The 13,024-nt window shown below is 36.6% G+C and carries 10 protein-coding genes and 1 tRNA gene; 3 read left to right on the top strand and 8 right to left on the bottom strand.

Features of this window, described 5'->3' with window-relative positions; translation table 11 throughout:
• Positions 1-22: 22 nt before the first annotated feature.
• The 5 genes from F0P94_RS11730 to F0P94_RS11710 form a co-directional block, all read right to left on the bottom strand.
• Positions 23-2,650 carry a DNA methyltransferase gene (locus F0P94_RS11730; protein ID WP_150904084.1) on the bottom strand — a complete coding sequence of 876 codons (2,628 nt, stop codon included), beginning with the start codon at positions 2,648-2,650 and terminating at the stop codon, positions 23-25.
• An 8-nt stretch (positions 2,651-2,658) separates the two neighbouring features.
• A complete protein-coding gene (locus F0P94_RS11725; protein WP_150904083.1) occupies positions 2,659-3,078 on the bottom strand; it encodes a hypothetical protein in 420 nt (139 codons plus the stop codon).
• Positions 3,079-3,081: 3 nt separating this feature from the next.
• Positions 3,082-6,747 carry a DUF6079 family protein gene (locus F0P94_RS11720; protein ID WP_150904082.1) on the bottom strand — a complete coding sequence of 1,222 codons (3,666 nt, stop codon included), beginning with the start codon at positions 6,745-6,747 and terminating at the stop codon, positions 3,082-3,084.
• Complete coding sequence (locus F0P94_RS11715; RefSeq protein ID WP_150904081.1) at positions 6,737-7,213, bottom strand: hypothetical protein; 477 nt, start codon at positions 7,211-7,213, stop codon at positions 6,737-6,739. Before F0P94_RS11715 ends, F0P94_RS11720 begins: the two co-directional genes overlap by 11 nt.
• A gap of 228 nt (positions 7,214-7,441) precedes the next feature.
• Positions 7,442-7,801: a WG repeat-containing protein gene (locus F0P94_RS11710; RefSeq protein WP_150904080.1), complete on the bottom strand. Its 360-nt coding sequence runs from the start codon at positions 7,799-7,801 to the stop codon at positions 7,442-7,444.
• 271 nt (positions 7,802-8,072) lie between these two features.
• On the opposite strand from F0P94_RS11710, the gene F0P94_RS11705 reads away from it, so the two are divergent.
• Positions 8,073-8,438: a hypothetical protein gene (locus F0P94_RS11705; protein ID WP_150904079.1), complete on the top strand. Its 366-nt coding sequence runs from the start codon at positions 8,073-8,075 to the stop codon at positions 8,436-8,438.
• Positions 8,439-8,468: 30 nt separating this feature from the next.
• On the opposite strand, the gene F0P94_RS11700 is transcribed toward F0P94_RS11705, so the two are convergent.
• Positions 8,469-8,768 carry a helix-turn-helix domain-containing protein gene (locus tag F0P94_RS11700; RefSeq protein WP_150904078.1) on the bottom strand — a complete coding sequence of 100 codons (300 nt, stop codon included), beginning with the start codon at positions 8,766-8,768 and terminating at the stop codon, positions 8,469-8,471.
• A gap of 112 nt (positions 8,769-8,880) precedes the next feature.
• Between F0P94_RS11700 and F0P94_RS11695 the strand changes: the two genes are divergently transcribed.
• Positions 8,881-10,311 (top strand): toxin-antitoxin system YwqK family antitoxin, encoded by a 1,431-nt coding sequence (locus F0P94_RS11695; RefSeq protein ID WP_150904077.1) that lies wholly within the window; start codon positions 8,881-8,883, stop codon positions 10,309-10,311.
• Between the two features lie 220 nt (positions 10,312-10,531).
• Here the strand turns inward: F0P94_RS11695 and F0P94_RS11690 are convergent.
• Positions 10,532-10,604 (bottom strand) — tRNA-Lys (locus F0P94_RS11690).
• A 71-nt stretch (positions 10,605-10,675) separates the two neighbouring features.
• Between F0P94_RS11690 and F0P94_RS11685 the strand changes: the two genes are divergently transcribed.
• Entirely contained in the window at positions 10,676-11,416 is a 741-nt protein-coding gene (locus F0P94_RS11685; protein ID WP_150904076.1) for an SH3 domain-containing protein, read from the top strand.
• Positions 11,417-11,475: 59 nt separating this feature from the next.
• Here the strand turns inward: F0P94_RS11685 and F0P94_RS11680 are convergent, their stop codons facing one another.
• Positions 11,476-12,282 (bottom strand): SDR family oxidoreductase, encoded by an 807-nt coding sequence (locus F0P94_RS11680; protein WP_150904075.1) that lies wholly within the window; start codon positions 12,280-12,282, stop codon positions 11,476-11,478.
• Positions 12,283-13,024 lie beyond the last annotated feature (742 nt).

The raw sequence follows: 13,024 nt of genomic DNA, 5'->3' as shown, positions 1-13,024 counted from the left end.
CTGCTCTCATAAATAAAATGGACTAAACTCTATCTTTAGCGATATCATAATACATCAATAATTTTTCATCTTCTAGCAAGATGTTTTGAGGTATCATATCACCTAATTCTAAAATTGTTTTAAAGTCTTTATTATCCCAGCAGTTTTTAAATCCTGTCCTTAGGGATTCAACTCTAACCTCCTTTAGCTTTTTCGCTTTAGGTTGTTTAATGATAGCAATGTATTCGTTAAATTCTTTTAACAAAACCTTAGTCCGCAATATCTCTCTATCCTTTGCTTCACTTGGATCAGGAGTTCGCCAACTACCATCAGTTTCTTGAATGAAATTTTCATTTAGAATTTCTTGTAACTCTGGAAGTGTATCACCTTTGCGTAGCGATTGTGTGGCAATCCGAAAATCAGGCATTATATCATTATATTTCTGAGGCTTAGAACGAAGCCTGCTCTTTAACCATTCAATGGCATCGGATTCATTACCTATAATTAGTGCTAACTGAACGAAATTTGGAGCAAGTGCTTTCTTTTCATCATATTCAGCTGCCTGTACAGAAGTGAAAAACATATCATCTCTAGTAGCAAACCTTTGCTTTAATCCATCCTGAAATTCCTTAGCGTTAATAGGAATTGGCAAGCCTCTCATCAAATAAAAAGTAATTAACCTATCATAAAGGATTTTTGGACTCCTTTCAATAATTGCAGTTGTACTTTTTTCTCTTTTAGAATGCACTGGGAGATGTTGCAAATGTTCAGAAATAAAATCCCAAACGATCACTTCCGATCCAGATGATTCAATTTTATCTACAAAATCTTTTGAAGGCTTGTAACAGCTTATAACTAAATCTTGCTTAACAGCTGTTGAACTTGTTCGAGCACTATGAGTTTCTTGCTTTTTATTTAGAAATGATACATTTGAAACAATAAAGCCTACACGCTGTAAGGCATTCTGTATACTATTCCAAACAGAGGCACTTGTATTACTAAATTCTACAGTCATCCATTTCCCAGGCCTTAGCACACGATAAAATTCGTGAAAGCAGCTTTCAATTAAAAACTGGTATTCAAAAAGCGATTTGCCTTGAAACCTATTTTCAATTGCCTCCTTTTTATTATTTGTCTTCACTTTTAACCACCCTTCCCATAAAAAATTAAGTTCAGAATACATAATATTGGCACCAAATGGCGGGTCAACGAATATATAATCAACACTTTCATCTTTTAACTGCAGTTTAGTTGAGGATTGGGTAGAAATAGCTACAGGGGTACTACGCTTTAACAAAGCTTTTTGAATAATCTTAAGTCTCTCATAAATTAGTTCAAAGACACTAAATTCAACCTGGATTGAAGGAATGTACAGAGTTCCTCGTCTATGACCTGCTGTCTTTCCACCCGCATTTGCTTTTTCCCCCCCAACTCTACTAACAGCAATTTGATGTTGTTTATTTGCTCGTTGAATAATCCCTGAAATAGCCCATCGAAAATGTGGTATTTTAGAAGCTTTTTCCCAAATAGAAGCTATCACATAATTATTCCTCTTGGTGTAAAAATGATGCAAATGAGTAATTCCATCTCGATCATTTCTTCGTGCTTCATCACCTTCTGGCATTCTATCTTTAGGAAACCAAAAAGGAATTTCTAATTCTTCTATTTTTCTGATAAGAGCAATATCATTTTCGTCAGGTACTTTTTCAAATCTTTTACCAGATACAGTATAATTTATTAAAACAGGAACAATTTTCGCCTGTCGTATTGATTGGTTAATTGCACTGTCAAAAATAGTTACCCAAGCTTTGTCCAGCTGACGTTTAGATTGAGTTGCTCCACAATGTGGACAAAGGAACTCATCCAGTACAGCCCCTTTATCTTTATCTATTGCTGTTTCCCAAAAAACTATCTCGCCACTACATTGCGGGCATGAAAAAACACTACTCCATATCGTATAGTTTATTCTTCCTTTTATGGCATTGGTATGAAAAGTTTCATACATCCATCCGCATTCAGCTTCAAGCTCTGCCATTAATTTTTGAGTTTCCTTTTTAAAGGAGTCAGCTTCCTTCGGGGTATTATAGTTATAAGCAATAAAAGAAGCAATTGGGGAAAGGTCACTAAGAATTGCATTTCGAGTACCCCAAACAGGAGGCTTTAAACCTAAATCTTTGAATTCATTCTCAATTCTATAATGTGTTTCAGGATCGGGAAAAGCGCAAAGTTGCGCAGCAACTCCTGCCATTCCAGTCCCTGCAAAACCATCAAGCACAATATCCCCAGGTTGCGTGTAATGCAAAATATATCGCATTACAGCAGGATGTGGGACTTTTGTATGATAACCATGCGCATTATAAATTGGATTATTTTTTCCTTCATTTACATCACCAGAATATGGCTCACTAACTAGAAAATTGTCCATTCTATTTGAAAGAACTGCTTTTTTAGTTTCCCAATTAAAAACAAAATCATTCAACCAAGGATTTGGACACGCTGTATAATAAGGTGGATCGCTTAATTCAATAATATCTTCATCCTCACCAAAAGGGAACCCGTCTATACTTTTTAAATCTGGAAGTTTTGCTCGTAATTCACTACGAAAAAATGCTCTTCGCTCTTCTTCAGTAGTAAATTCTTTTCCTAAACACAATATTTTATCCTTAGTCATTATTTCTTTTAGTTAATTAGTTGCCAAGCGTTTTGAAAAATACCAACCGATCTTAATCTGCCTAATTGGACTCTTAATAATCCGCCAGGGCTTGTATAAATCAATGAGTTACCGTTTAATTCAGGCCTTAGGATAGAAAGCTCATTGGTAGGTACCACGTGAATCTCAGGTAGTACCAATGGATTTCCAATTTGTCCTATAAAGGATACAAAAACTACAAAATGATTTGGCAATTCTAAATCTAGATTGTCTATGGGAAAAGATGTTGTATCTCTAATACCTTTAACATCAATAGTTAAAGCCCTGCCTTCTACTTCTACTAGAATATCAACTGCTTTTTTATTACCTAATGTTAATAAAGCATTTTTACCAAGCCTATGTAAAGTAGAAAGCACATAAAATTCGGAGGCCATATTTGTGTCAGCCATAGTCTATTTCAATATTAATCTTACTTTATTTCTTTCTTTCCCTGCACAAAGCGTATCAATATAGGCAGTAAGAGTTTCAATTGCTTCTGTTGGCGTTAAAGGTTTATTAAGTTGAATTCGCAAAGAGTCAATAGTTATTTCAACCTTGTCAATATCTTGGGTAAGCTGAGTAATTAAATTCCTTAATCTTACTGCATTTTCAGGAGTTAAATCAATTTTTTCGGTTCTAAAATCTTCAACTATACTTCTATCATCAACTTTTAAAATTTCCATATTCTCCTGAACAGTTGGATCTTTAAAGACAGAACGCATAGCAGTGGTCCACTTTTCTAATATCCCATTTAGCTGCTCTTCTAATTGATTAATAGAAAAAGTTACCTTGCCATAGTATTCACGGGGGTTAAAGTCATGGTAAGGTTCTTCTTTTACTTTTGACTTCGTTAATGAAATGTCCGCTTCTCTTAATGAAGTAATACTATTAATCCAATTTTGATATTCGGTTGTAGTTATAAAATCCGATTCCTTGATGATATCGCAAATCCTTTTATTTTCACTAGTAAGTATCCTGTCTTTAGCCAAAGCATCCGATTTCGATAAACGGCACTTTGTATATTGACTTAAATAATACTCAGCGTATCTATCGATCAAGGAATTTAGTAAGGCTTCATACTGCTTGATTTCAGCATCCTGATCTGATGATAAAACCGTTGGAAGCTTTTCTATAGCTGCTTTAATATCTTCGAAAAGTGGTTTTTCTTCTTGAACTACATAGGATTGTGCGGTATGTAGGTATCCAACTAACTTTTCAAATTTTTCGGCCTTGTTTTTTAATTTATCTACTCTATTACAATAAGCGTAAGCCTGAAATGTATTTATTAATTGTTCTTCAGAAAGTTTAAATGCCTTTAATTTCCCATAAGTGTTATATGATTGAATGGTATCGAGCATGGCTGCTAAACCTTCCAGATCATTTTTCATCCTTTGGCTTTCTTCTTCAGATAAAAGATTAACATTTCTACATTTTAGCCCTTGAACTATGGTAGCTCTGGTTCTTACAACTGTTTCTGCCTTAGTTTTTGCTTGAGTAATAATTTTACTTATGGTATCAGGCTTTTCTAATTCAGAAGTAAAATCAGGCAGATCTAAGCTAGCAAATAAAGCCTTTAAGTTCTTTACTGGGATCCCTTGGGGCGTTTTTATATGCTGAAATGTAAAGTAATCAACATTATTAAGCGTTAAGATTGATTCAATATTAGTAGCCGATATTGTTTTATTTCCTGTCCAACTTATTTCGATATCGCCTTTATAAGCCAGTACAGCAAGCACAATAAATTCTAATTGGTAATCAATATTAAAATCTATCGAGTACCACAAATTAGCCGTAGCATAATGTGGATACAAAATATCAGCTCTATTCAATACAGCACTTTCCCCTGCCTCCTTTAATTTTTTCAGGATACTATCAGCATACTTACTGTTTTGTACAGCAATGGTCTGACCACTCCATAAACCTAATCCGCTTAGTATGGCTTCACCATCCCTATTTGATTGGCCAGGTGATGTTATCTTTTTTAAGGCGGCATTTATTCGCCCATCAAAATTGTCTTTGCTCAAAGGCTGAAGCAAATCCGTGAAAGCAGGGTAATCAGGGAATTTATCGTTAAAGGTTTTATTTAAAACCTTAGCTGCTACCCCACGGAATACCATTTCCTTGGTAGAACCTTCTCCAGGTAGATGGAAAGATTTAAGTGGTTTGCTTTCGCCATTATGAATTACCCTAGTCTTATCAGCATACTCTTTATCAAATAGAGCAATAGCTTTTTTCTGATATTCTTCTATTTGGCTACTGAATAACTGTTTTTGATTTGTAGGTGCTGATCCATGTTTTGCTTTCGCTGCCCCATATAAGCAAATTGTATCCTTAAATTCATCTGAAAGCCCTGCTACGTCAAAATACACTTCATCTGCGCCATCATTCCTATCTATTTGATTAAATAGCGGACTAAAGAAAATGTAATATTGCTGAATTGGTTCAGTGGTGCTCCTTTCATTGGGATTTCCAAAGAAAATATATCCTAACCGAAAGCTTTTTTTATCGATCCACTCTAATGAGTGTTGCCATATCTTAAATCCTGTACGATAAGAATCTTGCTGAATTTCGAGTATAAACTGCAGGAAATCAAAGTAGTATTGATCAGCTTGATCTGGATCTTTCTTTATAACTTCATCGGCATAATCTCTGATAAGCTGTGGAATATTTACTCCGCCTTCAGTACGGATATAAAAATCAGAACTAATATTATCTATGTCAACATATTGACCTGAGGTGGCAGAAACTAATTGTTTTGCCGTGGATTCGATTGTAGCTAAAAGGAATTCTGCTTCTTCAATACCTGGAATGGTCAGACATAAATCTTCTTTTAAACTATGGGCATTCGCACCGTTACGTTTATCTAAATCATCACATAGAATGCGTATAGCTAGGGAGTGTGCTATACTTTCTGCTATTCCTTTTCTGTTTGCTCTTGCCCCAACAAAATGTTCATTAATCCGAGTTGAAATAACTTCAACTTTATCCCTAACGATCCTAATGTCAGGAATAGTAAGCATGGCAGGGTTCTTAGCTAGATCTTCCCAATAAGTATCATAGGTAATAAGACCAGGATTGTCAGTAGGAACATGTTCCTCTAACATATCACCGAATTTCACAGAAAGAACTTTTAAAATTTCTCGCTGGCTTTTGCCATGCTTTATCTTTTCAAAATAACTTACATAATTTGGATGGATCGGGAACAGATCAATAAATTCGTTCAGATTAGTATTAATGGCTTCGAATAAGTGAGCAAATTTTAAAAGATGTTCTCTGATCTTAGCTTTTTGATGGATGTCTTTCTTTAGTAGGCGTTCTTTTACAACGTAAGAAACATCTTCCTTTGTAATTATTAAGTCAGAATAGCGATCTTCAATCTTATTGAGCATATCTGCCTGGAACTGAAACTCAGGAGAGCGATACAACAACTCCTGAACGCCAAACATTAGTTTGAATCTAGAATTGTCGCAAGCTTCACCTAATTGACGTAATAGCATCAAGTCGTTATTCAATTCGCTTGGTTTTCTGCCTTTTAGATATTCCAGTAACTCGTCAATAACGATAAGGAAGTACTTATCAGGAAATTTAGCTTCAAACTCAGCCATCATACGTTCTATCAGTTCTTTCCAACTATAGAGCGAATCTTCATCGAATGAGAAAGCCATACCTTGTTTATCCAGGTATCTTTCAATCTGAGCAAATACAATATCTTTTAGGGGTTTGTCTGTACCAATCTCAAATCGAAGCACTTTATATTTTCCAGCAATCGGACTGAAATCTTTCTTAAGTTCCTCGTTTTGGATTAAACCTACCAAATCCGCATTTTCAGCTATAGCCGAAACCAATGACATTAAGTGTGATTTACCAGTACCATAACTACCTACAATCTGAATCCCTTTAGTTTCATGAGATTGCTCAGGTGTTAAGTTTTTAAGAATGACTTCTTGTAGATCTTCCTGCATCTTCTGTGAAAAGACGAAGGTCTTTACTAAATTCTCAGCTACTGATTTTTCATCGGCTTTAACCAATTTCACAACTGAGGTGATCGGTTCGAATTGAATAAGCTCTTTATATTGCATATCGCAAATTTTTTAACTGAACGCCTGAAAAATCCAGGCAATATTTGTTTTTCTGAGTGGGCCAATGCAAGATAGAATCATTATCTATCTGATTTTCCCATATGATAACGAGACAAGAAGTTTTGGAAAATTCTTTTAGCAATTTGGCAGGATCCAATCCAAGGCTTGGCTCTAACAAAATTCCTAGATTGTATATAACTACCAATTCGTTAATTGAGTCATTTATCTTGGTCTTCCTATCTTCCAGCAGTTTTATTATAAAATCATTGACTTCAATATCCAAATATTTCTTACTAGTGAGAGTAGCTATGAACTGAGAAACTTCACGCCCAAAGTTAATTACAGAAAAATTTCGGCTTTGAACAAAGGAAACTACCTGTTCAAGCTTTTCGGGGCTGCATAGCATTAGGCTCAGCTTATATCGCTCTACTGAGTTGGTAAAATCCGTAATTGAACTTGAGAACATTAGATTTAAGTGCAAACGAAGCTTCTATAGGCTGATTTGAATAATTGCCCAATTCCAAAAATGACTCTTTCGGCGGTTCCAAGATATAAAATTTGAATTTATTATGTTAGTAGATTTTGGTTCTTTGTAAGTTTAACTAGCTAAGGACCTGATGTATAGTTAAATAAAAATGGGCTACCTATAAAAGTTAGCCCATTCGGAATCTAAAATCATACTAAAACATACCTTTTAATCACAATCAAAGTTATAGTTTGGTGGAATGCACCCCCAACCGAAACATGTCAAGCAGCCAGAGCTTGTCTTTAATAGTATATTATAGCAATCTGGGCAACTGTCAGACTTTATGAAAAAGGGTTCTAAACCAAAATCGGTTCTGCCAAAATACTCCACGCCATCCATATCTATTTCAAAATACTTTCCATTTTTTTTAACTATTGCTCTTTCGCCTTTAAATGGGCATATAAGTTCATACTCAAAATCTATTACAGGACTGTTTGAAAATTCACTAACTGCACCGTATAAACCAGTTTTTGGGTTAATCGCTTTAATTAAACCATAACCAAGCGGACTGTTTTTTAATACTAACATAAATCATCTTTCTTTTTATATATCAAATAAAAAAGATGGATTTTGGTAGAATTTAGGTGGAAAATCACTTTTCATAATTAATATATAATTCAAAATAAGTGATTTATGGAACAGAATTACAAGAGTATAAAATGCTACAAAACAAGTATGGAGAAGGTTGACTGGATTCGCGATCGAATGAAATTAATGGGCTATCATTTGAATAAGTCCCAAACTCTGGATGCAGCTCTTACTCAATTCACTAAAATATTAAAAAATATGAACTCAGAAAATGGAACAAATATTTAGAAAATCTCCCAATATTTTCCTTTACAGGCATGAGCAGCAGGATGAACTTTATGAAGTTGAAATCACACTTCAACCTCATTTTACAAGCCAAGTTGACTTTGTAGTGGAGAATTCTGAAGTTGAAAATGTGATATGTTATAAAGTTATTGATTTCTATGCCGTAAAGATTTATGGAGATGCATACACCATTTTGGCATATGATTATATAGTAAATGATGGAATGAGTTCTTATATTCTGTATAACTATCAGGTAAGTATCAGGGTATTTGAAGAAGCCAATAATTCTGGATTTAACGAATTAGGGGTAATGGACTTTGATCAATTCATGAAATCTCAAGAAGATAATTGAGTTCTTATTAGATAAAAAGCTACACCAAGCTTAGTCAAATCCTTCCGAAAAAAATTCACTAGGAGTTAACCCAAAAGCTCGGATTAGCTTCATCAAGCTAGTATACTTAATGTTTTCACCATTTTCATAGCGATTATATTGAGTTCTGGTGATATTATTTTCGTAGGCGAAAAAGTCTGCGTTTGAGTATCCTTTTTCAATTCGTAAAGCTCTAATTCGCTTTGCCAGTTTAGCTAGATCTGGATCATCTTTCTTGTTTTTCGCTGTTAATGGCTCTTTCGATAGGTGCTCTTTAGTTAATTTCTGGATATTCTTATTAGACTCTTTCATGCCGAAAAAGTACTTTCCAGCCTCCTAAAGACTAACCTCTTTTATGATACCCTCTTTTGTGATTATTATAACTGGTTTTCTTATGTTTGTATATAGAAAAAACATAAAAACTATGAAAAGAGCTATTATAATCCCAGCGTTATTATTATCAGTTATAGTTTATAGTCAAGAACTACCGTGTAAAGTGAAGAATAAAAATGGCAGGTGCAAAGAAAGGTATAGAGAAAACAGTCAAGGAGCTATACATGGTACCTTCATCGAATACTATGATGATGGCACTAGGAAAACTGTAGGCAATTATACAAACGGCAAAAAAAATGGGAAATGGGTAGAATATGATGGCGTTACTGAATATGCCTTCACTTATGTTAATGGCGTACTGGAAGGTAGTAATAAAATTACATACTTAAATTTTAATAAAGTTGGAGGTGGTAACTATTCTAAGGGTAAAATGATTGGTTATTGGAAGGATCATCCTGAGGAAATTGATGGGCAATTATATTTTCAAGAAGGTACCTATGCTAATGATGTGCGTGAAGGCAAATGGTTGAATGTTGGAAAAGTGCCTGATAAAGACCGTTATTTATTGGGAGACAAGGGAGAGTTATTATATGACACTAAAATCGGAACAACAAAAGGTGGATATGTAATTTATTCTAAAGGCGAAATTGTAAAGTACTTTAATAGTAAAGGGGAAGATATAGAGAAAATCGCTGCTGAAAAGTTAGAAAAAGAGAACCAACAAAAGGAACAGGAAAGTATTGCGTTACAACAAATACAAGAAAAAGAGCGAATCAAGGCGAAGGAAGAAGAAGCAGCTAAAGCAAAATTTGACGCAGAAGCTCCAATAAGAGCTTTGACTGAGATGAAATCCAAACGTCCAGCTGCACCTGATCCATATTCAATCAAATTCAAACCGAATAGTTACATTCTGAAAGAAGAAAGTCAGTTAGCTTTGGACAAACTAGCAAAGCACATTGAGTTGTATAACGCCAATAATAGTGACCCAATAACTGATATTTACATATTATCCCATAGCCATAAAGGAATTGAAAAAGATAAGGATGACCAGAAGAAACAGCTCGAAAGCATATTTTTTATTTCCTTGAACAGAGGTGTGTGGATCAAGAACTCACTAAGTAGAACTTTAAAGAACGTTAATTTTCATTTAATACCAGTTTCTGCTTCAATGCCTAAGGGTACCACGGCAGCCCAAAATATAAGAACCGATATTTTCTTTACAACAAACGAAACTATCTCTCAGGGGAAGCAGCACTTTTCAGAACTAGCAACCAAGTATAAAGTGCCACAAAGCAATGGGGAGTTTTCAGGTAATCAGATTATGCCTAATTACACACTTAGGGAACAGGTTTTATCTAACATTGAAAAGCTTTTAGAATCAGGAAATCCTGGAAAACAAATTCCATTAGAACTTTGGGATAAGAACTTTGGCATCTATGAGGTAGACTTAGACAAGTTTAAAGCTAAAGTTATACAACTTGTTGGCAACGAGAAAGATGCAGAAGAATTTGTAGATAACTAAAGAACTGCTAGCTTTTAACTTCACTTAGAGCTCTAAATAGGAATTAAAAAAGATTTGTGCGTTAAGTGATTTTGAACTTCTTAACGCACCTCCCTCCTATGTGTTAAGCAAATCGCTTTCTGCGTTAAGTAAAAATTGCTTTTTTACTTAACGCAGAACCAAAAATGCATAAAAAAAGCCTTAAATCTTGTGAATTTAAGGCTTTTTTGTTTGAAAGAAGTGATCCCGCTGGGATTCGAACCCAGGACCCATACATTAAAAGTGTATTGCTCTACCAGCTGAGCTACGGAATCTTTTTATTAACTTTGCTTTTCTAGAGGCGTTTCCCTGAATTGCGATGCAAAACTAACAGCTTAATTTTTAAATGCAAAACTATTTGAGCAAAATCTGCTTATTTTTTTTCGCCAGTTTCCTGTGTTTTTTACAACCGGTTTATTCTCAAAAATTTACAAATTCGCTTACGGAGGCAGATTCTCTCTATAATCAGAAAGAATATCTAAAATCGCTGGCCATTTATAAGGAGATCCTGAAAAACGGGCAGGAATATTCCCCGCAAATGCTCTTAAAAATGGCGTACATCGAAGAAGCCTTGCGGCATTACGACCAGTCGATGTACTACCTGAGCCTGTATTACCACCTGCACCCCAACCGGGCAGTACTCCGGAAAATGGAAGAAGTGGCCCATACTCAGGGCTTAAAAGGCTACGAATACAGCGACCTCGATTTTTTCCGAACCCAGTTCCGCAAATATTATATGAACATCCTGGAGCTGCTGCTGATCGGGGCGGTTGGGGTAGTTACCGTAATGGTTCTGAAACGGAAGCAGGCTTTTTTCCGGCAACCCGCCTTCCGGCTGCTTTTTCTTCTTTATCTGGGCTTTATTTTATACTACATAAACCTGCTTACTTTCCGGCAGCAAGGCATTACCCATAAGCAACAGGCCGCCCTTATGTCCGGGCCTGCAGCCGGTTCGCAATGGCTGGCTACTTTAACCAAAGGCAATCGCCTTACCATTACCGGCGAAAACGATATCTGGTTTGAAGTAAAATGGCAAGGCGAAAGGGCTTATATACGAAAAAAGAACCTGCTCTTACTTCCGGAATAAACTCCGGAGCAAAGAACAGGTTCTTTCGAAACGGTATAGAAACGGGCTAAAAACCCGGATTACTTGAAAGGCGAATCTTTCTCTTTTTTCATGTGGTTGTAAACCAGCTTATCAGCAAGGCCCGGTAGCCATTTATTTAAGAATACCGTGAATTTTCCCTGGAAGGTCATAACCAGGTCGCGCTTCCGGTGAATAGTAGCCTCCAGAATTTGATCTGCCACGGCTTCGGCCGTCATCATTTTACCTTCATCCCGCGGCGACTCGCCCTGTGTATTGCCATTCGCAGCTAAAGCCGTGTTCCGGATATTAGATGCCGTAAACCCCGGACAAGCCACCAGCACGTGTACCTTCTTTGGCAACAGCTCAGTTCTTAACGCTTCCAGGAAACCCTGCATGGCAAACTTGGAAGCGGAATAACCCGTACGCGCAGGAAGGCCCCGGTAACCGGCAATAGAGGAAATACCAATAATAGAACCTTTGCTCTGAATGATATAGGGCAGCGCATATTTGGTGGCGTATACCGTTCCCCAGAAATTAATATCCATCACTTTCCAGATCACATTCAGGTCCAGGTCCTCGAATAAGGCCCGCATGGAAATCCCCGCATTGTTTATCAGGATATCGATCCGTTCAAACTTCCGCACCGTTTCTTCCACCATAAATTTCACGTCGGCTTCAAGGCTTACATCGCCTACCACCGGCAGGCATTCAATATTCCTTAAAGCTAGTTCCTGGGCTGTTTCATTTAATTTGGTGGCATCGCGTCCGGTAATTACTACCCTGCAGCCAGCCTTTCCAAATGCGAAAGCACAAGCCCGGCCAATGCCCGAACTGCCTCCCGTAATTATTACTACTTTGTTTTTCATGTACGTTTGCTAGTCGGCTGCAAAGGTAACACACCAGGGCTAAACTACCCGCTATTCCCGGTATTATCTCCTATGCCAGAACGGAAGCTTTCATGAGGCACTTTGAAAGCAGATGGCTCCTGTTTTTGGCTGAAATTATATCCAGATCCGACCATGAATAAGTTGGGTGAAATGATATTTATGCAGACGCCTCACGCGGTAAACCGTAGGCTTTCCGGCAAAAAACTACCCTCGGAAAAGCGGATCACTGCCGAAGCTGCAGTTCGCATAAAGAGCCTGCCCAATTTTACAAACCAGGCATTAAGTTATGGGCCATTTCTGGCTATGAAGGCCTTCTTGTCAGGACTCCGAACAGGGTAAAGCCCCAATAAACCCTGACTTATTTTTGTAATCGTGAAAATTCCTATTCAACGGACTTTAAACAACCTGCGGTTATCTAAGCAGAGAGGTATACAACTTCTGATTACTTTAAAATTCCTTTTCTGTCTTACCTGGAGGGCACTTTAATCATTGAAAGCTGAAGAGGACCAGCAGCCCTTTAAGGCCCTTTTCATCCGGTTCAGCATTCAATTATTCGGGGTCAGCAAGGAAAGAACCGGATTCATACTATTAAGCAAATAAATTTTATTTCTCCGGGCAACGGATTGGAAGATAAAGGCGTCTTAGCTTTTGGAACATTTTCTGAATTACTTTCACTAAGTTTCTGCAATCTCAAAATATAACATCTGTTTTTTTCAATTAC

It is taken from the genome of Adhaeribacter soli (assembly GCF_008727925.1).
Classification (GTDB): Bacteria; Bacteroidota; Bacteroidia; order Cytophagales; family Hymenobacteraceae; genus Adhaeribacter_A; species Adhaeribacter_A soli.
This window is presented reverse-complemented; position numbering and strand designations above follow the sequence as displayed.